General features: G+C 71.1%; 19 protein-coding genes. 6 read left to right on the forward strand and 13 right to left on the reverse strand.

Going from position 1 to position 21,857, the window contains the following annotated elements:
- Positions 1-33: 33 nt before the first annotated feature.
- Positions 34-414 carry a VOC family protein gene (locus tag Q5425_RS34445; RefSeq protein WP_308676540.1) on the forward strand — a complete coding sequence of 127 codons (381 nt, stop codon included), beginning with the start codon at positions 34-36 and terminating at the stop codon, positions 412-414.
- A 7-nt stretch (positions 415-421) separates the two neighbouring features.
- Here the strand turns inward: Q5425_RS34445 and Q5425_RS34450 are convergent, their stop codons facing one another.
- From Q5425_RS34450 to Q5425_RS34470, 5 genes are all read right to left on the reverse strand, one after another.
- Positions 422-988 carry a TIGR03086 family metal-binding protein gene (locus tag Q5425_RS34450; protein WP_308676541.1) on the reverse strand — a complete coding sequence of 189 codons (567 nt, stop codon included), beginning with the start codon at positions 986-988 and terminating at the stop codon, positions 422-424.
- 1 nt (position 989) lies between these two features.
- On the reverse strand, positions 990-1,478 hold the full coding sequence (locus tag Q5425_RS34455; RefSeq protein ID WP_308676542.1) for an SRPBCC family protein: 489 nt from the start codon (positions 1,476-1,478) through the stop codon (positions 990-992).
- A complete protein-coding gene (locus tag Q5425_RS34460; RefSeq protein WP_308676543.1) occupies positions 1,475-1,834 on the reverse strand; it encodes a metalloregulator ArsR/SmtB family transcription factor in 360 nt (119 codons plus the stop codon). Before Q5425_RS34460 ends, Q5425_RS34455 begins: the two co-directional genes overlap by 4 nt.
- 115 nt (positions 1,835-1,949) lie before the next feature.
- On the reverse strand, positions 1,950-3,350 hold the full coding sequence (locus Q5425_RS34465; RefSeq protein WP_308676544.1) for a cellulase family glycosylhydrolase: 1,401 nt from the start codon (positions 3,348-3,350) through the stop codon (positions 1,950-1,952).
- A 104-nt stretch (positions 3,351-3,454) separates the two neighbouring features.
- The gene (locus Q5425_RS34470) at positions 3,455-7,315 is read right to left on the reverse strand and encodes a tetratricopeptide repeat protein (protein WP_308676545.1); all 3,861 of its coding nucleotides are present in this window, start codon (positions 7,313-7,315) and stop codon (positions 3,455-3,457) included.
- On the opposite strand from Q5425_RS34470, the gene Q5425_RS34475 reads away from it, so the two are divergent.
- Entirely contained in the window at positions 7,284-7,538 is a 255-nt protein-coding gene (locus Q5425_RS34475) for a hypothetical protein (RefSeq protein WP_308676546.1), read from the forward strand. The genes Q5425_RS34470 and Q5425_RS34475 overlap by 32 nt on opposite strands.
- A gap of 165 nt (positions 7,539-7,703) precedes the next feature.
- Here the strand turns inward: Q5425_RS34475 and Q5425_RS34480 are convergent, their stop codons facing one another.
- From Q5425_RS34480 to Q5425_RS34490, 3 genes are all read right to left on the reverse strand, one after another.
- Entirely contained in the window at positions 7,704-8,036 is a 333-nt protein-coding gene (locus tag Q5425_RS34480) for a MerR family transcriptional regulator (protein WP_308676547.1), read from the reverse strand.
- A 571-nt stretch (positions 8,037-8,607) separates the two neighbouring features.
- On the reverse strand, positions 8,608-8,985 hold the full coding sequence (locus Q5425_RS34485; protein WP_308676548.1) for a helix-turn-helix domain-containing protein: 378 nt from the start codon (positions 8,983-8,985) through the stop codon (positions 8,608-8,610).
- Positions 8,986-9,642: 657 nt separating this feature from the next.
- Positions 9,643-12,939: a DUF4132 domain-containing protein gene (locus Q5425_RS34490; RefSeq protein ID WP_308676549.1), complete on the reverse strand. Its 3,297-nt coding sequence runs from the start codon at positions 12,937-12,939 to the stop codon at positions 9,643-9,645.
- 93 nt (positions 12,940-13,032) lie between these two features.
- On the opposite strand from Q5425_RS34490, the gene Q5425_RS34495 reads away from it, so the two are divergent.
- Positions 13,033-13,236 carry a hypothetical protein gene (locus Q5425_RS34495; RefSeq protein ID WP_308676550.1) on the forward strand — a complete coding sequence of 68 codons (204 nt, stop codon included), beginning with the start codon at positions 13,033-13,035 and terminating at the stop codon, positions 13,234-13,236.
- On the opposite strand, the gene Q5425_RS34500 is transcribed toward Q5425_RS34495, so the two are convergent.
- Together Q5425_RS34500 and Q5425_RS34505 are read right to left on the reverse strand one after the other, a co-directional pair.
- Positions 13,220-14,887 carry an alpha/beta fold hydrolase gene (locus Q5425_RS34500; RefSeq protein ID WP_308676551.1) on the reverse strand — a complete coding sequence of 556 codons (1,668 nt, stop codon included), beginning with the start codon at positions 14,885-14,887 and terminating at the stop codon, positions 13,220-13,222. The two genes, Q5425_RS34495 and Q5425_RS34500, sit on opposite strands and share 17 nt — an antisense overlap.
- 136 nt (positions 14,888-15,023) lie before the next feature.
- Positions 15,024-15,539: a hypothetical protein gene (locus Q5425_RS34505; protein ID WP_308676552.1), complete on the reverse strand. Its 516-nt coding sequence runs from the start codon at positions 15,537-15,539 to the stop codon at positions 15,024-15,026.
- Between the two features lie 128 nt (positions 15,540-15,667).
- Between Q5425_RS34505 and Q5425_RS34510 the strand changes: the two genes are divergently transcribed.
- Complete coding sequence (locus tag Q5425_RS34510; protein ID WP_308676553.1) at positions 15,668-16,690, forward strand: LLM class flavin-dependent oxidoreductase; 1,023 nt, start codon at positions 15,668-15,670, stop codon at positions 16,688-16,690.
- A 40-nt stretch (positions 16,691-16,730) separates the two neighbouring features.
- Here Q5425_RS34510 and Q5425_RS34515 read toward each other — a convergent pair whose 3' ends face one another.
- The 3 genes from Q5425_RS34515 to Q5425_RS34525 form a co-directional block, all read right to left on the reverse strand.
- Complete coding sequence (locus Q5425_RS34515; RefSeq protein ID WP_308676554.1) at positions 16,731-17,495, reverse strand: polysaccharide lyase family 7 protein; 765 nt, start codon at positions 17,493-17,495, stop codon at positions 16,731-16,733.
- Positions 17,496-17,672: 177 nt separating this feature from the next.
- Positions 17,673-19,946, reverse strand: coding sequence for a catalase/peroxidase HPI (gene katG / locus Q5425_RS34520; protein ID WP_308676555.1), 2,274 nt, complete (start codon positions 19,944-19,946; stop codon positions 17,673-17,675).
- The gene (locus Q5425_RS34525; protein WP_308676556.1) at positions 19,943-20,395 is read right to left on the reverse strand and encodes a Fur family transcriptional regulator; all 453 of its coding nucleotides are present in this window, start codon (positions 20,393-20,395) and stop codon (positions 19,943-19,945) included. Before Q5425_RS34525 ends, katG begins: the two co-directional genes overlap by 4 nt.
- 106 nt (positions 20,396-20,501) lie before the next feature.
- On the opposite strand from Q5425_RS34525, the gene Q5425_RS34530 reads away from it, so the two are divergent.
- Both Q5425_RS34530 and Q5425_RS34535 read left to right on the forward strand, forming a co-directional pair.
- Positions 20,502-21,299 carry a thymidylate synthase gene (locus tag Q5425_RS34530; protein ID WP_308676557.1) on the forward strand — a complete coding sequence of 266 codons (798 nt, stop codon included), beginning with the start codon at positions 20,502-20,504 and terminating at the stop codon, positions 21,297-21,299.
- Positions 21,296-21,754, forward strand: coding sequence for a dihydrofolate reductase (locus tag Q5425_RS34535; RefSeq protein WP_308676558.1), 459 nt, complete (start codon positions 21,296-21,298; stop codon positions 21,752-21,754). Before Q5425_RS34530 ends, Q5425_RS34535 begins: the two co-directional genes overlap by 4 nt.
- Positions 21,755-21,857 lie beyond the last annotated feature (103 nt).

Below are 21,857 nucleotides of genomic sequence, written 5' to 3' on the forward strand. Positions count from 1 at the left end.
CGGGGCCGGGCCGGGTTCCGGTAGCCTCACGCCGTGCATCGCAGCCGGTTGTTCGGGATCTTCGTCGACACACCTGCCGCCGAAGCCGGCGCGGCGGCGGCCTTCTGGTCCGCCACGCTGGGGGCGCCCGCTCGTCCCGTCGACGGCGAAGAACAGTTCACCGCGCTGGACGGTGCCCTTCCCGGCTTGATCCTCGACATCCAGGCGATCGACGGCGACCCCCGCTACCACGTCGACATCGAGACCGACGACGTCGCGGCGGAGGTCGCCCGCCTGATCGCGCTCGGCGCCGAACCCGTCTCCCGCTGGCTGGAGTGCCACACCCTGCGGGCCCCCGGTGGGCACCTGCTCTGCGTGGTCCCGGTCCACAGCGATCCGGAGACGTTCCACCGGCTCGCGAACACCTGGCCCTGACCGGACCTCAGGGCCGCCAAGCCGGGTCGCGCCCCAGGAAGCCCATCAGCCGGTCCTGCGCCGGAGCGCCGTCCTCGACCGGAACTGCCGCGCCGAACTGCCCGCTGTCCCGCAACACCTGCTCCATCGGCCGCATCGCGGCCAGTGCCTCGGCGCACCGCTGCTCGCCCAGGTCGGGCTCGCGGCCGAGCGCTTTCGCGAGATCCCACGAGTGCAGCCAGACGTCGCCCGTGTAGAACTGGTCGATCGCCTCCTCCACCGGCTTGTCGCCGGTGTGCGGGTTGCTGAGCACCCGCCCGGCGGGGTCCTCGAGGATGGCCTGGATGTCGGCCACGTGCTGCTTCCAGGCGCCGGCCGGGTCGGCGTCCACCGCCAGCGCCGGGAGTTCGATCCCCGCGCCGCGGAGGAAGCCGCGCGGCCACTCGACCAGGTGCCGCACGACGTCGAGCGCCGTCCACTCCGCGACCGGGGACGGCCGCGCCCAGTCGCCCGGTGCGGCCGACTCGACCAGTTCGGTGAACCGGGCGGCTTCGCCGGCGTGCTTGCGGGCCGGGCCCGTGGGCGTCGATGTCATCTCAGGACTCCTTCGCGAGCAGTTCGTCGAGTTTTGCGTACCCCTCGTCGACGCCGACTTCCATGCCGCTCGCCAGCATGCCGTCCCGCGTTTCGAAGTCCTGCACCACACTCAGCACCCGCAGCCGGGTGCGGCCGCCTTCGAGTTCTTCGAGGGTCAGCGTTTCCAGGGCGACCCCGTCGGGCTCGCCGTCGTAGGTGAACGTCCACACGATCCGCTCGTCCGGCCGCACTTCGTGGAAGCTGCCGTGGAACGCGGCGATCTCCTCGCCGCCCCGGTCGTTGGCGAACGCCCATTCGCCGCCCGTGCGCGCGTCCCACCGCAGGATCCTCGTGGTGACCGAGCGCGGCCCGACCCACTGCGCGTAGAGCCCGGGGTCGACGTGCGCGCGGAACACCTGCGCGGGAGCCGCGTCGAAGTCGCGGACGATCCGGATCGTCGGGACCGTCGTGTCCGCCTCGATCCCGGTCCCGGCTTTCGTCTGGGTCATGATGCGTCCTCACGGGGTCGGGTTTCTTCGCCGGTCATGCGGCCCAGCAGGGCGTCGAGACGCCGGTAGCGCTCTTCGGCCTGCCGCCGGTACCGCTCGATCCACTTGGTCATCAGGTCGAACACCTCCGCGTCCAGGTGGACCGGACGGCGCTGGGCGTCCTTGCTGCGGGTCACCAGCCCGGCCTCCTCGAGCACCTTCACGTGCTTGGAGACCGCCTGGAGACTCATGGCGTACGGCTCGGCCAGTTCGCCCACGGTCGCGTCCGCGCCGGCCAGCCGGGCGACCAGATCGCGCCGGGTCGGGTCGGCCAGCGCCGCGAACACCCGGTTCAGCCGCTCGGTGTTTTCGTCCACCTGTCTTCCTCAACTCTTCGGTTGCGGACGACGCTAGGGTGCCGCTCCGGCGTTGTCAACTCGATGGTTGAGAAAAGGGGGCGGGGTTCCGCGCACGGAACCCCGCCCCAGTGGATCAGAAATTGTCGGGAGTGCTGATGCGGCTCCTGACCAGTGCGCCGGACGCGGTCAAGCTGCCGGTGCCGTAGTCACCGCCCGCGCAGGTGCCGGGGCGCAGCGCGGCGCTGCTTTCGTCCGCGTCGGAGTACGTCCAGTTCGCGTAGCTGATCTGCAGCTGGTCGAGCAGGTCCAGCCAGGCCGTGGTGCTCGCCTGGTCCAGCGTGCCGCCGCCGGTGGCGGTCACCGTGCCGAACTCCGTGACGAACAGCGGCAGCTTCGCGGCCGCCCGGCTCACCGTGGAGCGGTAGTTGTCCTTGTGGCTGGCGGCGTAGAAGTGGAACGTGTACATGATGTTCGTGGCGTTGACGGGGTTGTTGACGATCTCGGTCTCGTTCGAGCCGTCGGAGACGCCGAGGGACGACCAGCCGCGGGTGCCGACGATCACGACGGCGTCCGGGTCGGCGGCGCGGATCACCGGGATGACCTGCTCGGCGTAGTTCTTGATCGCGCTCCAGCTGACGCCGTTGGGTTCGTTCGCGATCTCGTAGATCACGTTCTTCCGCGCCGCGTTGCGCGCGGCCACCGCCGCGAAGAACGTCTTGGCGCGGTCGAGGTTGTAGTTCGGGTCGCCCGGGGTGAGGGTGTGGAAGTCGATCACCGCGTACATCCCGCGTTCCTCGGCCTCGCCGACCAGGCTGTTGACCCGGTCGGTGAACCACGCCGGGTTCGTCTCGTAACCCTTTTCCTGCACGTACATCGCGATGCGCAGCAGGTCGGCGTGCCAGTCCTTCGCGAGCGCGTCCAGGGACGCGTCGTTGTAGCAGGAGTCGAACCACTGGAGGCCGTGCGTGCTCATGCCGCGCAGCTGGATCGCCCGGTTCGCCTCGTTGCACAGGTGGACACCGCAGACGTGCAGCTGCCCGTTGGCCGCCAGCGGCGTGCTGCCCGGGGACGGTGTCGTGGTGGTCGTCGGGGTGGTGGGGGTGGTGGTCGTCGTCGGGCCGGTGGTGCCGGTGCAGGTGACGCCGTTGAGGGTGAACGACGCCGGCACGGGGTTGGCGCCGGTCGTGGTGCCGGTGAAGCCGAGGTCGGTCGAGGCACCCGTGGCCAGTTGCCGGTTCCAGTCGGCGTTGGCCGCGGTCGCCGTCGCGCCGGACTGCGACCACGTGGCGTTCCAGCCTTGGGCCACCTTCTGGCCGGTGTCGGGGAAGGTGAACCGGAGCGACCAGCCGGTGATCGCGTCGCCCAGGTTGGTGACCTTCACCCCGGCCTGGAACCCGCCTTGCCACTGGTTGGTGACGGTGTAGTCGACCCGGCAGCCCGCGGTGGCGGCGGAGGCCTGGGGCAGCAGCACCAGGCAGGCGGAACCGAGAACCGTCGCGCCGGCGGCCGCCAGCGCAGCGATGGAGCGCTTCATTGAACTCCCTTTGATCCGGTGTTCGAACGTTTCGACGGGCTGGGAGCGCTCCCAGATGAGAACATCCGCCGCCGGGGAACGTCAAGGGCCGGGCGGCCGGGCGGTTACCCCAGGCGCGGCAGTTCGCCGCGCGGGCCGGTGCCGAGCGGGGACCACGCCGGAGAGCTGTCGGAACTGTTTCCGACCAGCCGTCCCGGGCCGATGCTCACTTCACCGGTCGGGCCGGACGACACCTGGTTCAGGCTGGCGGACAGGTCGGCTTCGACGCCGCCGGGCAGCTTCAGCCGCACCAGGAAGGGCAGCACAAAACCCAGCGCCACCAGGCCGACGAGGATCGGCGTCAGCGTGCTGATCATCACCGTGGTCACCTTGCCGGTGAGGAAGAAGCCGAGCCACAACGTGATCAGCAGGCCACCGGCCACCGCGATCATCATCGCGCTGCCCGCGAGGCTGTTCCGGGTGATGGCCAGGCTCTGTTCGGCCAGCGTCATCACCCGCCGCGCTTCGATGTGCTCGGGATCGTGGTGCAGGCAGCGCCGGAAGTGGTGCAGGGCGCGGCGGCGGTAGTACGGCCGCGCCTGGGCCTCCGGCCCGCTTTCCCCGGCCTTGTACGCCGCGACACCGGCGACGTAGTGCGGGTCGGGCCGTCCGGCGGCCAGCTCGATCGCCTGGCGGGCCGTGCTCAGCGCTTCCAGGTGCAGGTCGCGGCGCTGGGTTTCGTCCCCGCGCCCGATGAGCAGCCGCGCGAGCGCAACGAGCAGCTGCCACCGCGGCTGGTCGCAGTCCTGGCGCCGCAGGGCGTCCCGCAGCACGCGTTCCGCGGCCGGCAGGTCGCCGGGCGACTTGACCAGGGCCAGCGACAGCCCGATGGCCGCGGCACCGCGGGTGGGCTCGATGACCAGGGCCTGGCGGAAGTGCCGGGCCGCCCGCCGCGCGTCGGCCGGGTCGTCGGTGCCGTCGAAGTCGCGCTGGAGGTGGAGGGCACCCAGTTCGATGTGGGCCTGGCTGTCGTACCAGTTGCGCTCCAACGCCTTGAGCAGCAGGGTTTCGGCCTCTTCGAACCGGCCCATCTGGGCGAAGAGCGCACCCAGGTCGACGTAGCTCCCGCCGTAGGGATCGATTTCGATGGACCGGCGGAGGTGGTACTCGGCCTGGGGAAGGTTGCCTTGCCGGGCGTAGAGGACGCCGAGGCAGGTGTGCGCGAGGTGCCGGCGCGGCGCTTCGGCCAAGACGGCGAGGCACAGGCGTTCGGCTTCGTCCTCGCCGTTCGGTTCCCCTTCGTGCACCAGCGTCCACGCGAGGCCGACCCGTGCGTCGCGGGACTGGGGGTTCTCGGCGATCGCGGCCCGGAACCGCACGGCGGCCTGCTCGAAGTCGCGCGCGCTGAAGGCGACCCAGCCGAGGCCGTGCCGGGCGTCGGCCCGGCTCCGCTTGCCGACGGCGAGCCCGAGGGCGCGTTCGAACGCTTCGCCGGCCCGGTTGAGCTCGCCGCGGTCGCGCAGCACCCAGCCCCACTCGATCACGATGGCGGCGGTGACCGTCGGATTGACCAGCTCCGGCGCGAGCAGGCGCTCGGCCTCGCCGAAGCGGCCCAGCGAGCGCAGCGCGGCCGATTTCGACACCAGCGCCCACACGGACCGCGGCGCCAAGGCGAGGCCCCGGTCGAACCAGGTGAGTGCTTCTTCGTGCCGGTTCTGCGCGTCGCGCAGGTCACCCATCTCCAGGACGAGCGACGCGTTGCCGGGCAACAGGTCCAGGGCGGTGGTCAAGGCGGCCTCCGCGTCCTCGAGCCGTCCGGCGAGCCACAGGGCCCGAGCGTGGTACAGCCGGGCCGAGCCGTCCCGTGGATCGATTTCGAGGGCCTTCTCGTAGACGGTGATCGCCTCTTCGCGGCGTTCCATCCGCGCGTAGGTCCGGGCCAGCTCGACGCGCAGGTCCACGTAGTTCGGGCGGCGGGCGATCTCTCCGAGCAGGATGCGCACGGCCTCGTCGAACCGGCGCAGCCGCCGCAGGCAGAGGAGCTTTCCGCGCAGGCTCGCGCGGTCGGTGGGATTGAGGGCCAGGTTCGCTTCGAATTCCGCCAGCGCCTGCTCGTCCTCGCCCAGGTCGGCCCGGATGTCGCCGAGGATCCGCCGGAACCGCAGATCCCGGGGAAAGCGTTCTCTGCCCGCCACGGCGACGTCGACCGCTTGCTCGTGCTCCCGGACGTCACGCAGCAGGCCGATGCGGTAGATGAGGACGTCCGCGTGCTCCGGCAGCTGCCACAGCACCGCCCGGGCCTCGCTGTAATCCCCGGCACCGCGGAGGTACCAGCTCAGTTCCAGCGACAGCGTCAGCCGGCCGGGAAGGGCGGTGCAGGCACTGCGCAGCGATGCGGCCGCGGCGCCCGGGCCGCCGATCTTCTGCTGGATCCCCGCGGCCCAGCTTCGGAGGTAGATGATGCACGGATTGAGCTCCACGGCCTGCTGCGCGACTTGCTCCGCTTCGATCTGCCGTTCCTGATTCGACAGCAAGCGGATCCGGCCGATCCACGCCCCCGGGTACTGCGGCCAGCGGCGGTTCATCTCCGTGTAGATCTCGACCGCGTCGGCGGTGGCGCCGGTGTCTTCGAGGAGCAGGGCGCGCTGTTCCGGGATCTCGGGTGATTCGGGCAGTTGCGCGGAGGCTTCGGCAAGCAGCTCTCGGGCCTCGTCGTGCCGGTAGAGCCAGCGGACGGCCCTGCTGACGTCCGTGAGGTACCCGGGATCGAAGGGTTCCAGCTCGCTCGCCCGGCGGAACCAGTGCAGCGCCCCCTCGTCCTGATCCTGGTCGGCGTGGATCCAGCCCAGGTCGTTGTGCAGCTCCGCGTCGCCCGGACGCACCCGGATCGCCGACCGGACAGCGGCTTCGGCTTCGGCGAACCGATGGGACGTCCTCAGGACCGTGACGTGGCAGGTCAACGCGGGCCCGTCCGTCGGAGCGAGGGCTACGGCCTTCTCGGCGATGGCGACCGCCGCTTCGAGATCACCGAGGCGGTGGTGGTGCCAAGCCTGTTCGACCAGCAGGCTGACGCTGTCCGGAGAGGCGGCCAGCGCACTCCGCAAGACCTCGGCGCCGTCGGCGCCCCGGTCCATCTTGTCCAGGGTCACGGCCCGCCACCGGTGGTGGTTCGCGCGGTCGGGATCGATGCCGGCGGCGTGCTCGAACTTCGCCAGGGCCCCGGCGAAGTCCTGGATCCGGTGCAGCGCCACGCCCCAGGTGAAGTACAGGCGGCTCGCTCCGGGCAACCGCTCGACCGCCGCTTCGGCGTGAGCGAACGTCTTGTCGTAGTGGTGGGTGTTGTTCAGCGCCTGGAGCTTCCGGTAGTGCGCTTCCACGTACTCCGGCCGGATTTCCAGGGCTTGGTCGTACTTCTCGATCGCGGTGGTGAACCGGCAGGCGTAGGCCGAAGCCTCGCCCCACGCCACGTACAGTTCCGCCGCGTCCGGGTGGCACTCCAGTGCCTTTTCGGCGGCCGCCGCCGCATCGCCGGGACGGTTCAGCTTCCCCAGCGTGCGGACGCGGACCTCCAGCGCCTCCAGGTGATCGGGGGCGGCGGCGAGCACGGTTTCGAGCTCGTCGAGCAGGTACTGCTCCTCGTCGGTTTCGTCTTCGGCCACCCGGCCGCGGGCGATCCGGACCAAGTGCGCTTCGGGGTGCTGCGCCAGCACGGCGTCCGCGATGGCCCGCGCCTCGGTGTACTGCCGCTGCCTGCTCAGCCCCGCCACCCGCCACGCCTGGGCCGGCTCGTTGTGGGGGTCAAGCTCCAAAGCGCGGGCGAAGTGCCGGGAAGCGATCTCCGAACGTCCCCGCTCGAACGCGATCCGCCCGAGTTCCACGTGCGCGTCGGCGCCGTCCAGGAGCTTTTTGATGGCCTCTTCGGCCTCGGCGTACCGGCAGGCCCGGCGCAGGGAGGTGACCTGGGTTCTGGGATCCGACGCGTTCACCGGCGTAGTGGACTACACCGGCCCGGCCGGGCGCTTCGGCCGTTCGAGGGACGGGACGGTGCTGCCCGGCGGGGGATACGTGCACACCGGCGGCACGTGGGTCTACGGCGACACCGCCGTGGAACCCGCCGGTCGTGGTGGCCTTGGCGCAAGCCGGTGGAAGAAGTCGTGCCCGCGGGGCGCCGCGCGTCCGGGTCTGCTCTACGGCGGGGAGAACGCCTGATCGACGCGTTCTTCGTCCAGCCTGGCAAGGAGAACGGGCGATCCCTTACCTCGGCGAAGGCGGCAACCAGTGCACCGGCCGGAAGTCGAGGACGGGTTGCGGTCCACTGTGGATCGCCGAGTCGCCCGGCACGCGGCCGCCGGGGCCGCGTGCCGCATCGCGGAGTCAGGGTTCGCTTTGGAGGGACCGGTTGAGGTTGCGTGCTTCGTGGAGCTGGTCTTCGAGGGTGACGATGCGGCAGGCGGCGTCGACGGCGGTGCCGTGGTCGACCAGTTCCCGGACGCGGGCGGCCAGGCGCAGCTGGTGCCGGGAGTAGCGGCGGTGCCCGCCGGCGGACCGTTGCGGCGTGATCAGGCCCGCTTCGTCGAGGCTGCGCAGGAACCCTTGGGTCGTGCCCAGCATGTCCGCGGCCCGGCCCATGGTGTAGCCGGGGTAGTTCTCATCGTCGAACTTGCCGGTCTCGGCAGGTGTCGCCGGTCTGTCCTGTTCAGGAATCATTCCACCTCCGCGTCACGAGGACCCCGGGCGCCGTTGCGGCGCCCGGGGTCCTCAGGGTTGGGTATCACCATTGTCAACCGACGTGACCGCCGGCTTCCTGCACCCGCGTCCGGCGCGAAGCCGGATCCCGCGGGGATCGCTCATTCGTGACCGAGCACCACCTCCGAACTCGATGGGACTACGGCACCCGCGCGGCGCTACCGAACCGCTGCGGGCGATCCAATGATGTGCCCGTTCCCTTCTTCCGTGTTTCCACTTCCTACCGCAAAGCACACTGCTGATCGCTCCGGGCGCACGTGCTCCGCCCGGGTGTAGCTCCCGGGGCCGGTACTACCTGGTGCAACCTCTTCACAACCCGGCCCGGGTTCACTGCCACGGACACCAGCCGGAACCCCGAACCTTGATCGGCCCCGCACTGCCTGTCCGTCTTGTCTCACCTCGCGGGTAGTTGCATTCTCTCCCGCGCCTGCTGGACGTTGTCTTTCTCGGTACAAGAGAACTCTACACGCAGACGGCGCGGAATGTCTCCTGCGGTCGGCGTAGATTTTCTCCGAGGCCGCCGGGGTTCGGCTCAGTGGTCCCTGGACCGCGGGGGCCGTCCGCGTCCGCGGAGTTCGACGCCGGCTTCGAGCAGCATGCGCTTGGTGATGTCCCGGCCGAGGCCGAAGGCCTTCCCCGTCTCGATGATCGACTTGCCGCTGCGATAGGTCTCGACCAGTCCCGGGGGCGCGGGAGGTGTGATCGGTTGTGGCGGCCGGAACTTGACGCCCTGGTTCTGCAGGACGAGGCGCAGCGTCCGGTAGCTGCCGTCGAAGTCGGCCAACAGGGTGCTCAACGTGTCGCCGGCCAGGTACCGGCGTTTCAATTCGGCGGCTTCGTCGGCCGGTACCTCGGCGGGAAGCCGGTGGGCCCGCCGGTTCGGTCCGTGCTCTTCCCCGGCCTCGTTCACGAGATCATCGCCGCCCCGAACAGCTGATCCGGTATCGCCGGGGCTTGCGTCGCTGCCGTTCCCGGCGATCTGGGGTGTTCCTCCAGGCAAAACGATGGACGCGAAGGCGTACACCGCCAGACGTGTTCTACCGGTTCGCTCGTACGAGCGAGGTGTGTGTGGGCCGTGGTCACCGCGGGTTCGCCCCTCGGTTCGCGGATGTGTTCCTGGTTGCGGGTCGCCTTCTGGGCTGTGGTGGGTTCGTCGTCCGGAGGTGTGTTGATCTTGGCTGTCGCGGGAGGGGGACACCAAGGTCCCGGGTGGGTGAACGCGGCGACCGAGGCTCCCGGCCGGCGACTCGTCGCCGGCTCGTTCCAGCGCCGGTCGGGTTTGCTCAGGGTGGGGCGCCCACTTGGGCTCGGCCTGGCTCAGACCTGGCCCAGCCCAGCCCGGCCCGGCTCGGCTCGGCCCGGCTTGGCCCAGCCCGGCCCGGCCCGGCTCGGCCCAGCCCGGCTTGGCTCGGCCCGGCTCGGCCTGGCCTGGCCCGGCCCGGCCCGGCCCGGCCCGGCTTGGCTCGGCCCGGCCCGGCTTGGCCCGGCTCGGCCAGGCCCAGCCGAGCTCGGGCCCGGCCCACTCAAGCCCCTCGGCGCCGGCGTCCCGGCAGCCCCGGCTCCGCGCTCACCCGGTCAGTTCGGTCAGCTCGCCGAGCAGCTCCGAAGCCGTCACCGGGTCCAGGTTGCCGAAAACCCTTTCGCCCCGGGGTGCCCAGGCGCCGGTGGCGGTTTCGTCCAGCCAGATGTCCGTCAGTTCCTGGGCCGGGTCGTCGGCCGGGTTTCCCACCGTGATGCCCGGGTCCAGGTTCACCACCACCGCGCCGCCGGCGGGGAGGGGGCGGAGGATCCAGCCCTCCACTCCGTTGTCCAAGACCGCTCCGCGGACCCAGGTACGCTGCGTGAGGCCCAGCAGCTTGCCCACCGGGACCGTTCGGTTCTCGAACCGCTTCAACGTCGTTGCCGACCTCTCGGCTTCCTCCAGGCGCGCCGCCGGGCGGCCGAGCTGGGGGAATGGCTGGAGGATCTCGTAGTCCGCGAACACGTCCGACCAGGCCGTCAGCTCGTCGGCGAGCTCGATGGGGTGGGCTATGCCCACTTCCGCCGTTCGTGGCAGGGCGTACTCCTCGTCGTGGACGTCGGCGTACGTGCGGTCTTCGGCGCAGCGGAACGTTTCGCCCGCCGTGGTGCGCCAGACCAGCCTGCGCACCAAGTGGATCAGCAGGGGGTGGCCGGCCAGCAGCTGCTCGAACTCCGCCGCGGGCCAGCGGCGGCTCAGGACCATGGCCGACTCCAGACGCGAAATCTGCTCCGCGGCGACCGTGCGGACGTCCTTCTTCAACGCCGCGAACCGCTTGTACTCGGCGGCCGCCAAGTCGGCGCCGTCTTTTGCGCCCGGTTTCGGCAATGCCTTGCGTGGCTTGCCGTCGGTGTCGGTCACGTACGGTTTGAGCTGCTCGTCGAATCCGACGACGAACCTGCGCGGGCCGTAGTCGATCACCGCCGTTGCTGCTTCGTCGAGGCCCAGCGTGGGCACCAGGCGGTCGGCCAGCTGGTCGGCCGAGAGGCCGAGTCCCTCGGCGACGGCGGCGATCTTCTCCTGCGCCTTCAACTTCAGCGCCTTGAATTTCACCTTCTGCGCGATGGAGTTCAAGTGCAGCAACGCGAGGTCGGTGCCGATGCCGGCCAGCACGTCCAGCGCCGCGGCCGCCCGCGCGTGGCCGCCTTCGCCGGGCCACGCCCGGATCAGCGGGCTCAGCCCGCGCACGACGTCGTCGTCACCCAGCTCGGCCAGTGCGGTGAGGACCCAGCCGTCCTTGACCGGGTAGTCCGCGGCCCGCCAGCGGCGGAACACCGCCCACGCGAACCCGGCGAGCGAACCGGGGTCGCAGAATTCGCGGATGTGCGCCAGGCCCGGGTAGACCTCGCCGGGCTTCGACAGCGCGAGCACCGTGAGCACGTGCGGGATCGCCTGGCCGGGCAGCGCCTGTTCACCGTCGCGGACGCGGATCTGCGGCAGCACCGCGGGATCGGCCCACGCTCCGGGGACCGGCAGCCGCGCCGGCAGGACGTCCAGCGGGTCGGCGGCGAGCAGCTCCGCGACGGCCTCGGCCGCCTCCGCGCCGTGGTGGGCGGCCGCCTCGGACACCGCCTGCTCGTGCCCGCTCTTGGCCAGCACCCGCAGCGCGGCCTCGGCGGTGCTCCTGGCCGGGCCCGCCGGCCCCAGTGCCGGGGGCACCAGGAACTTCGTCCCGGCCGCGGGGTGCTGGCCGAACCACGCCAGCGCGACCGGCCGGGCCTTCTTCAGCCGGACCAGCCAATCCGCCATGAGCAGCGCGACTTCCGGGCTCACGTACGGCAGCAGCACCTCTCCGCGGTGCCCCGGATTGGCCGCCGCCATCGCCACCAGCGGCCGGTGGGCGAGCAACCCGTGCCGGCTCGCCAAGACGCGGCCCCAGATCTGGCCCTGCGACGCCTCGTCCGGGCGCCACGACGCCAGCCGCGCACGCACCCAGTCGTCCGGGGCCTGCACGAACAGGGTCGCCACGGCCGACCCGGACAGCTTCCCGGCGTCGTACGTCTCGGCCGCGCGCTGCCAGCCGCCGTACAAGCCGGCGCGCAACCGGGTGTGCCACTCCGCCCAGTCGCGCTGTTCACCCGGCGCCCACACCAGCTCCGGCTCGGCCGGGACGGTCAGTCCATTGAGGACGATGGGCTCCCGCGCCGGGCGCTCCGAAGCCCACGGCGGATCCACGAGCACCCGCGGCAGCGCCTCCCCGGCCACGACCGGCAGCCGTTCTTCGCCCGCCAGGGCGCGTTCGACCAGCGCGTGATCCTCCCCTTCGAGAGCGGGCAGGACGCCGGCCGCGACGTCCGGGTGCGCGGCGACGTGGCAGCGCAGCAGAAAACCCGCTTCTTCGGCGTAACCCGCTTGCGCGGTCGCGCCCCGGGCCAGCAGCCTGACCGCACGCTCCGGAGTGCGGGCCATCGCGGCGGTCAGCAGCGGCTGCACGTGCTTCTGTCCCAGCCGCTTCACGAGCAGCTCGAACGCCTCGTCACCGGGGAGGCCGGCCAGCGCGGACAGCAGGAGCTTGCGGGAGTCGCCGCCGTTCGGATCGGCGTCGGCGACGCGGGCGAACGTGGTCGCCGAAGCGGGCCCCATCGCCTCCAGCAGCGTGTAGCGGACCTCCTTGTCCTGCAGGCGCCACCGGAGCACCGTGGTGGGAACCGCTTCGAGCTGGTCCCGGGTGGACAGTGCCTGCAGCACCGATGGCCAGTCGAAGTAGTGGAAGTCGTCGACCGGCCGGACCGCGGCCGCCAGTTCGTCGGCCCAGTCTTCGCGCGTCGGCACCAGGTACGAGGCCACCACCTTGCCGGACAGGTCGGCCCGGCATGGTGCCAATGCCGCCGTCGCCGCCTCGTAATCGGCGTCGCCGGCCGCCGCGAGGAGCGTGCGCAGCCGCCGGAACAGCGGGTGTTCTCCGGGCGAGAAGTACCTCTGGTGAACCGATTGCCGCCGCTTCAGCACCGAGGTGCCTTGGTCGTAGCGGTCGATGTGGACGACCTGGGCCATCGTGGCCGCGGCCCGGACCGCGAACCCGGGCCCGCGCGCCCACCACGCGTCGGCGATTCGCCACGTCTCGTGCGGTCCGCCGGTTTTCCGCGCCAGGCCGCGGTGCAGCAGTACCGCCAGGACGGCCGCACCCAGGACGTCCTCGCCGCCCGCCCGGGCGGCGCCGACCAGCTCCGGGTCGCTCTCCGGGTGCCGCAGAGCGGCGGTCGCCAGGTCGTCCCCGGCCGGTACGGCCTGCCACCAGGCGACCGCGTCCGCCGCGGGTTCGGCTTCCGGCCGGAACCACCCGCCGCGCCGCACGTGGACGAACGGTCTCCACGACGGATCCGGTGCGAACGTCGTCTCGCTCACTGCTGCCCCCCAAGTCGGTCGATCTCGGGACGGAGGCTACGGGACGGGTCCGACAATTTCCGGTGGCCCGCGGCTCCAGCCCGGCTCGAGCTGGTGGCGGAGCTGACCGCCGGCTTGGTGGCCGAAAACCCCGTCACCGTGGGCGAAGCGGCCATCGCGACCGCACACCGCGATGATCGTCGCACGCGAAGCCGGCCGTCCCGGAGTTGCCGGGACGGCGCTCGGGGCCGCTATCCGAAAGACCTGGACGACATCGAACGGCTCGGGGTGGCGTACCAGGTCACTGGCGGCGGTTGACGGCGCTGATGTTGTCCTGCAGCCGTTCGCGGACCGTCGAGCGGGCGTCGCGCGGTGCGGGCGCCGTGGTCTGGGCCGGTTCGCCCGCCGGACCCGGCACCGGGAAGACCTGGTGCTCGCCGGGCAGCGGGACCCCGGGGCAGATCGTGGCCGCCGGCCGCGCGTTGCCGAGGAAGAAGCCGTTCACCAGATCGTCCACACAGGAGTTCCCGCTGACGGCGTACTGGCCGTGGAAGGGCGAGTCGGCCACCGAGATCATCGGGATCCCGGCCGCCCTCGCCGCCGCCTCGGCCTGCTCGTAACCGGTCTGCGGATCGAACTCGCCCTGGACGACCAGGATGTTCTTCGCGGCGCGCGCCGGGAGCTTCGGCAGCTCGTGCCGGGGCTCGTCGGACCAGTAGCCGCACGGCTCGCTGAGGCCGTACGCCCAGCCGAACAGCGGGTAGGCCGGCCCCTGCAGGTCGCTGAGCAGCTTGTACCAGCTCGCCGTCCGCGCCGGCTGGTCGCCGCACGCCACGGCCAGCCGGGTCCCGGGCACGTCGGCGTAGTCGGGCTCCGGCGGGTCCTCGGCCACGTCGGTGGCGGTCAGCCGGTCCGCCGGAAGGCCGAAGACCGCACGCGAGGCCCGGTCGAGGTCGTTCCTCAGTGCGGCGGGCGGCGGCGGGGTGGCCGCGCCGTCGAGCGCCGCCGCCCCCTTGGTCAGGACCAGGGCGCCGGTCATCCACTGCCGGGTGCTGCCGTTGCCGACGAAGACCTGGTCGAAGACGTCGGGCGGGACGCCCTTGGTCTTGAAATAGGTCCGCAGCCGCTCCCACTTGGCCCGGACCTCCGCGGCGGTCTTGCCCAGCTGGTCCGGGAACCGGCGGGCCAGCCAGGGCGCGTAGACGCGGTCGAACTGGCGCTGGTCGATCTTCGGGAACGCTTCGAACGCGGCCTGGAGGCGGCCTTCGAAGTTTACGCTGGAGTCGAGGACCATCTTGCCGGCGCGCTCGGGGAACAGCGACGCGTACTTCGCGCCGAGCCAGGTGCCGTAGGAGAAGCCGAGGTAGTTCAGCTTCTCGTCGCCCAGCAGCGTGCGGATCAGGTCCATGTCGTGCGCGGTCTGCCAGGTGGTGATGAAGGGTGCGCGCGCGTCGCTCTGGCACGCTTCGGCCAGGACCCGCGGCGTCTGCTGGTGCAGCGCGATGCTGGCCGCCGAGCGGTCGCGGGCGTCGAGGTCGTCCTCCTGGGGCAGCCGCGCCAGCGGTACCCGGCACACGTACCCCTGGTCGTCGCCGCCTTCCTGGCCGGTGCCCCGGGGATCCATGCCGACGATGTCGTAGTGCTCGTTCACCGACGGCTCCAGGCCGGCCAGCGCGCCCGCGAGCGACGTGCCGCGGCCGCCGGGCCCGCCGGGGTTCACCAGGATCGCGCCCTGCCTGGTGCCGGTGGCCGGCGCGCGGCTGATCGCGACCTGCAGGTCGGTGCCCCCGGCCGGGGCCGACCAGTCCCGGGGGACGGTGATCCGCGCGCACTGCGCCTGCCGGGGCTGGGTCCGCTGTTTGAAGGGGCAGGCGCCCCAGGTGACCTCCTGGCCCCGGTACGGCGCGAGCGGGTCGGGCGTGGTCGCGGCGGCGGGCGCCGTGGCCGCCACCAGAACCGAGACAGTCACCGCCAACCCCGCTCGGGACGTTCGCACCGCAGTATTCCTTCCTCGCGCACCGGCCGTGAAGATCCAATCACAGCCAGTGCGGATGAGGCAGCGCGAAGGCCGCGAACCGCTCGATCCGGTGAACGCGAAGCCGTGGTCAGACCCGGTACGGGCCGTGGTTGCCGAGATCCGGGCTCACGCGCGGCTGCGGGCCGTCCTGGCCGGGCACCGGGGTGACGGCGGGGCGCCACGTGGGATCCGTCGACGGCTCGACGAGCACCTCGGTGGCCGGGCGGACGTAGGTTTCGGCGCCGGGCCGTTCGCTTTCCCGGTCCTGGAAGTGCTCCTCGACGATCCGGTCCTGACGGCGGCGGGCGAGCACGGCCAGCGTGAGCACGTGCGCCACGGCCATCAGCAGGAGGAAGATGCCGAGCCGGCCGACCAGGGCGGCCGTCGACCCCGACCACTGCGGGCCGACCACCGAGAGCAGGGCGAGGACGCCGAACGAGACGAGGTGGAAGACCGTCACCACCATCCACGCCATCGAGCCGGTCCCCTCACCGCCGTCCGGCCCGCTGAGGTAGCGCCGGCCACCGCGGTAGAGGACCTGGCCGTCGGCCACCACGATGACCAGTCCGATGATCAGGAAGCTCGTGAGGTCGTTGTCGGGCATGCGTCTCCTCCTCGTTTCCGGTGGAGTACCCGGTGGGGCCGCGCGCGGACGCCGGTTCACCGGAACGAGCGACCGGCCGGCCCGCGCCGACCGGGAATCAAACCCGGCCGCCGGACGCTTGAGCAGGCGTGAAGAAGATTGGCTTCCTCTCGTTCGGCCACTGGTCGGCGAGCGCGCACTCCGAGACCCGGTCGGCCGCCGACTTCCTGCACCAGTCGATCGACCTGGCGGTCGCCGCCGAAGAGCTCGGCGTGGACGGCGCCTACTTCCGCGTGCACCACTTCGCGCGGCAGGCGGGCAGCCCGTTCCCGCTGCTGGCGGCGATCGGCGCGCGGACGTCGAAGATCGAGATCGGCACCGGCGTGATCGACATGCGCTACGAGAACCCGCTGTACATGATCGAGGACGCGGGCGCCGCCGACCTCATCTCCGGTGGACGGCTCCAGCTCGGCATCAGCCGGGGATCCCCCGAGCAGGTGATCGACGGGTGGCGCTACTTCGGGTACGCCCCCGGCGAGGGCGAGACGGACGCCGACATGGCGCGGCAGCACACCGAGGTGTTCCTCAAGCTGCTCGACGGCGAAGGCTTCGCGCAGCCGAACCCGCGCCCGATGTTCGCCAACCCGCCGGGGCTCCTGCGGCTCGAGCCGCACTCGGAAGGCCTGCGCGAGCGCATCTGGTGGGGCTCCGGCTCGAACGCGACGAGCGTCTGGGCCGCGAAGCTGGGCATGAACCTGCAGAGCTCCACGCTCAAGGACGACGAGACGGGCGAGCCGCTGCACGTCCAGCAGCGCAAGCAGATCGAGGCCTACCGCGAGGCGTGGACGGAAGCCGGCCACGAGCGGGAGCCGCGGGTTTCGGTCAGCCGGAGCATCTTCGCGCTGACCACCGACCAGGACCGGGCGTACTTCGGCCGTGACCGCCACTCGCGCGACCAGGTCGGCATGATCGACGAGAACACCCGGGCGATCTTCGGCCGGTCCTACGCCGGCGAGCCCGACGAACTCGTGCGGCAGCTCAAGGAGGACGAAGCCGTCCAGGCCGCGGACACCCTGCTGCTCACCATCCCGAACCAGCTCGGCGTCGAGTACAACGCCCATGTGCTGGAGAACATCCTCACCCACGTGGCCCCGGAACTGGGCTGGCGCTGACGCCGAAGGCGGCCCGGTGGCGGCCGGGCCGCTCGCCGCCTCAGCTGTGGGAGACGTTCAGGCCGTAGAACGCGACTCGTGCGCCCTTCGTCGTGCTGCTCGAAGAGGACTGGTTGTACGAGCCGGCCTTGAAGTACTGCTTGTAGGGCTTGAACGACGACGGGATGCTGTAGTGCGTGGTGCTCCCGTTGACCGTGAGGTCGATGGTGTTGCCGCCGGAGATGCCGATCGTGTAGGTCCACGTCTTGCCGAGCGAGACGTGGCCGACGGTGTGCGGCGTCTGCCCGCCGTCGGGGGAGTTCTCCGTGCCCAGCACGATGTCCCCGCTCGCCCGGTAGTACAGCTCCAGCAGCGGTTTCGTCGACGAGCCGCCGGTGCCGAGATGCACCTGGCCGACGCACACGTTCGACGTCACCGAGACCACGCGCAGGGTGGCGCTCAGCTTGTGCGACCCGCTCAGCGACCAGTTCGCCGCTGACCCGTCGCGGTTCATCTCGCGCAGCTCCGAGCGCGCGTAGTTCGAATTCGGCGTGGTGACGCCCTTCTCCGGCGCCCAGAAGGTCATCGCGCCGTCGCGGGTGTCGGTGTAGAAGTAGCTGTCCTGGAAGCCGTTCGGCCCCTGCAGCCGGGACGAGGAGATGGTCGTCGGCTTGCCCGGCGAGCCGACCGGCTCCTGCAGCTGCCAGATCGAGAGGTCGAAGTTGCCGCCCGGGGCCACGGACGGGTCCGCCGCCAGTGCGGGGGACGCGGTCGCCGCGGCCAGGGCCGGGATCGCCAGGAGGACGAGCAAGGCACGCACGCGCATCGTGGGTGTCCTTTCGCGGTGGGACGCACCATTCATTCACAGACGTGAAATAAATGGTCTGGACAACCCGGCGGCGTGGGACTCACGGTAGGTCGGCGATCACCCCTTGTCAAGATCGCCGCCCACGCGAACGGGCCCGGCCGATCACGAGGATCGGCCGGGCCCGTCCGGGGTTGATCAGGCGAGGTCGAAGCGGTCGAGCTCCATGACCTTCGTCCACGCCGCCACGAAGTCCGCCACGAACTTCTCGCGGGCGTCGTCACTGGCGTAGACCTCGGCGAGAGCCCGCAGCTGCGAGTTCGAGCCGAAGACGAGGTCGACCGAGGTGGCGGTCCACTTCACCTCGTCGGTCGCCACGTCGCGGATCTCGTAGACGTTCTCCTCGGACTCCGACGCCTTCCACCGGGTGCCCGGCGCGAGCAGGTTGGCGAAGAAGTCGCCTGAGAGCACGCCCGGCTTGTCGGTGAGGACACCGTGCGCGGCACCGCCGTGGTTGGTGCCGAGCGAGCGCAGGCCGCCGACCAGGACGGTCATCTCGGGTGCGGACAGGCCGAGCATGTAGGCGCGCTCGACGAGCAGCACCTCCGGCTGCAGCTTCTCGCCGGCCCGCAGGTAGTTGCGGAACCCGTCGGCGCGCAGCTCCATCGCCTTGAACGACTCGACGTCGGTCTGCTCCTGCGAGGCGTCGGTGCGGCCCGGGTGGAACGGCACGGTCGTCTCGACGCCGGCGTCGCGCGCCGCCTTCTCGACGGCGGCCGAGCCGGCCAGCACGATCAGGTCGGCCAGCGAGATCTTCGCGCCGCCGGCCTCGTTGAACTCGCGCTGGATGCCCTCGAGGACCTCCAGGACCTTGCCGAGCTGCTCGGGCTGGTTGACCTCCCAGTTGCGCTGCGGCTCCAGGCGGATCCGGGCGCCGTTCGCGCCACCGCGCTTGTCGGTGGAGCGGAAGCTCGCGGCCGACGCCCACGCCGTGGTGACGAGCTGGGCGGTGCTCAGGCCGGACTCCAGCACCTTCGCCTTGAGGGTGGCGATGTCGGCCTCGCCCACGAGGTCGCCCTCGACGGCCGGCACCGGGTCCTGCCACAGCTGCGGCTCGGCCACCCACGGGCCCAGGAAGCGGTCGACCGGGCCCATGTCGCGGTGCAGCAGCTTGTACCAGGCCTTGGCGAACGCCAGCGCGAACTCGTCCGGGTTCTCCAGGAAGCGGCGCGAGATCGGGCCGTAGACCGGGTCGAAGCGCAGCGACAGGTCCGTCGTGAGCATCGTCGGCTTGTGCTTCTTGTTCGGGTCGTACGGGTCCGGGATGATCTCCGGCGCGTCCTTGGCGACGTACTGCTTGGCGCCACCGGGGCTCGTGGTGAGCTCCCATTCGTAGCCGAACAGGATCTCGAAGAAGCGGTTGCTCCACTCGGTCGGCTTGTCGGTCCACGTCACCTCGAGGCCACTGGTGATCGTGTCCGGGCCCTTGCCGCTGCCGTGTGTGCTCAGCCAGCCGAGGCCCTGCGCCTCCAGGTTCGCGCCCTCCGGCTCCGGGCCCACGTGGTCGTCGGCGATGCCGGCGCCGTGGGTCTTGCCGAACGTGTGGCCACCGGCGATGAGGGCGACGGTCTCCTCGTCGTTCATCGCCATCCGGCCGAAGGTCTCGCGGATGAAGTGGGCCGCGGCCTCGAAGTCCGCGCTGCCGCGGGGACCCTCGGGGTTGACGTAGATGAGGCCCATCTCGGTCGCGCCCACCTCGGGCGCCATCTCCGAGTCGCTGACGTAGCGCTCGTCACCCAGCCAGTCGTCCTCCGGGCCCCAGATGATCTCCTCGGGCTCCCAGACGTCGACGCGGCCGAAGCCGAAGCCGAAGGTCTTGAAGCCCATCGACTCCAGGGCGACGTTGCCGGCGAGCACGAGCAGGTCGGCCCACGAGATCTTCTGGCCGTACTTCTGCTTGACCGGCCACAGCAGGCGGCGCGCCTTGTCGAGGTTGGCGTTGTCGGGCCAGCTGTTGAGCGGGGCGAAGCGCTGGTTGCCGTCCCCGGCGCCGCCGCGGCCGTCGTGGATGCGGTAGGTGCCCGCGGCGTGCCAGCTCATCCGGATCATCAGGCCGCCGTAGTGGCCGAAGTCGGCGGGCCACCAGTCCTGCGAGGTGGTGAGCACCTCGGTGATGTCGCGCTTGAGGGCGTCGACGTCGAGCTTGGCGAACTCCTTGGCGTAGCTGAAGTTCTCGCCGAGCGGGTTGCCCTTGGTGGAGTGGGCGTGCAGCACCGACAGGTCGAGCTGGTTGGGCCACCAGTCCTTGTTCGTGCGCGGACGTCCGCCCGTCTTCGGCTTCGGCGAGTCGATCGCCGGGTTCTCGCTCTCACTGCCGTGCGAGGTCACCGAGTCGTGTGCGACCGGGCAACCGGCCGCCGCCTTCTTGTCCACGCCCTGCGCGCTGGACGGGGTGTCCTGGGTGGAGCTCATTTACTTCCTTCCGGGAGCGGCGAATCTTTTCGGGGACGGTCGGCCGCGCAATCGGGGCAGGTGCCCCAGTAGACGACCTCCGCCTGGTCGATCACGAAACCGTGGTCGTCCGAAGCGGTGAGACAGGGGGTGTGGCCGACGGCGCAGTCGACGTCCGCTATCGCCCCGCACGAACGGCACACGACGTGGTGGTGGTTGTCACCCACCCGCGCCTCGTAGCGGGCGTTCGCGCCGGCCGGCTGGATGCGCCGGATGAGCCCGGTGTCGGTGAGCGCCCGCAATACGTCGTAGATCGTCTGGTGCGAAACCGTCGGGTGCTCGGCGCGCACCAGGTCGATCACCGTCTCGGTGTCGACGTGGGGATGGTCGCGCAGCGCGGCGAGCACGGCCAGCCGGGGCCGGGTGACCCGCAGCGAAACCGCACGCAGCTGAGCTTCGAAGTCCGACATTGCTGCCGAGCCTAGGGCGTTTTCTGGAATGAGTCAAGTTATCGGTCGGCGGGATTGGGCCATCCGGGATTCACGCTGAGTCAGCGGCATGGCTAGGCTCCCGGGCATGCCGGACACGCAGTACGAAGACCTCCTCCGCCACGTCCTCGACACGGGGGCCCGCAAGGGCGACCGTACCGGCACGGGCACGCGGTCGATCTTCGGCCACCAGCTGCGGTACCGCCTGTCCGAGGGATTTCCGCTCGTCACCACGAAGAAAGTCCACTTCCGCTCGATCGCCTACGAGCTGCTGTGGTTCCTGCGCGGCGACGCGAACGTCTCGTGGCTGCGCGAGCACGGCGTCACGATCTGGGACGAATGGGCGGCCGACGACGGTGATCTGGGGCCGGTCTACGGCGTGCAGTGGCGCTCGTGGCCGACCCCGGACGGCGGACACGTCGACCAGATCGCCGAGGTGCTGCGCACGCTGCGTGAGAACCCCGACTCGCGGCGGATCATCGTGTCCGCGTGGAACGTCGCCGACATCCCGCGCATGGCGCTGCCGCCGTGCCACGCGTTCTTCCAGTTCTACGTCGCCGGCGGCGAGCTGTCCTGCCAGCTGTACCAGCGCAGCGCGGACCTGTTCCTCGGCGTGCCGTTCAACATCGCCAGCTACGCGCTGCTGACGCACCTGATCGCCGAGCAGGTCGGGCTCGGCGTCGGCGACTTCATCTGGACCGGCGGCGACTGCCACATCTACGACAACCACGTCGAGCAGGTGCGCACGCAGCTTGCGCGGGACGCGCGGCCGTTCCCCACGCTGAGCCTGAAGCCGGCGGACAGCCTGTTCGACTACACGTACGAGCACTTCGCGCTCGACGGCTACGACCCGCACCCGGGCATCAAGGCGCCGGTGGCGGTGTGATCGGGCTCGTCTGGGCGCAGTCGGCGAACGGGGTCATCGGGCGGGACGGCGCGCTGCCGTGGTACCTGCCGGAGGATCTGCGGCACTTCCGCGCGGTGACCGCGGGAGCGGCGGTGCTGATGGGCCGCCGCACGTGGGAGTCGCTGCCGCCGCGGTTCCGGCCGCTGCCCGGGCGGCGGAATCTGGTGCTGTCCGGTACGCCGCAGGAGGGTGTGGAGACATTCGCGGACCTGCCTTCGGCGCTCGCCGCGGAGGCGGGGGACCTGTGGGTGATCGGCGGGGCGGCGGTGTACCGGGCGGCGCTGCCGTTCGCGGACCGGATCGTGGTTACCGAGATCCGCGAGTCCTTCGAGGGAGACACCTACGCGCCGGAGGTGGGGCGGGCGCCGGAATCGGCGGGGGAGTGGCTGGAGTCCTCGACCGGTCTGCACTACCGCTTCCTGACCTGGACCTGACCGGCACTTTCACGTGAAAGTGCCCACCTCGGGGCGGCACTTTCACGTGAAAGTGCCGCCGGCGGGCCGTTGCGCACCTCCGGGCGGACGCTATACGGTTGAC

Source organism: Amycolatopsis sp. A133, from assembly GCF_031082405.1.
In the GTDB taxonomy this organism is placed as follows: domain Bacteria; phylum Actinomycetota; class Actinomycetes; order Mycobacteriales; family Pseudonocardiaceae; genus Amycolatopsis.

What these genes read in the sequence shown, in the direction of transcription:
- Q5425_RS34455 (WP_308676542.1), bottom strand. Translation starts at nt 1,478, where the DNA reads ATGACCCAGACGAAAGCCGGGACCGGGATCGAGGCGGACACGACGGTC.
- Q5425_RS34505 (WP_308676552.1), bottom strand. Translation starts at nt 15,539, where the DNA reads ATGCCCGACAACGACCTCACGAGCTTCCTGATCATCGGACTGGTCATC.
- Q5425_RS34530 (WP_308676557.1), top strand. Translation starts at nt 20,502, where the DNA reads ATGCCGGACACGCAGTACGAAGACCTCCTCCGCCACGTCCTCGACACG.
- katG (WP_308676555.1), bottom strand. Translation starts at nt 19,946, where the DNA reads ATGAGCTCCACCCAGGACACCCCGTCCAGCGCGCAGGGCGTGGACAAG.
- Q5425_RS34450 (WP_308676541.1), bottom strand. Translation starts at nt 988, where the DNA reads ATGACATCGACGCCCACGGGCCCGGCCCGCAAGCACGCCGGCGAAGCC.
- Q5425_RS34480 (WP_308676547.1), bottom strand. Translation starts at nt 8,036, where the DNA reads ATGATTCCTGAACAGGACAGACCGGCGACACCTGCCGAGACCGGCAAG.
- Q5425_RS34525 (WP_308676556.1), bottom strand. Translation starts at nt 20,395, where the DNA reads ATGTCGGACTTCGAAGCTCAGCTGCGTGCGGTTTCGCTGCGGGTCACC.
- Q5425_RS34515 (WP_308676554.1), bottom strand. Translation starts at nt 17,495, where the DNA reads ATGCGCGTGCGTGCCTTGCTCGTCCTCCTGGCGATCCCGGCCCTGGCC.
- Q5425_RS34465 (WP_308676544.1), bottom strand. Translation starts at nt 3,350, where the DNA reads ATGAAGCGCTCCATCGCTGCGCTGGCGGCCGCCGGCGCGACGGTTCTC.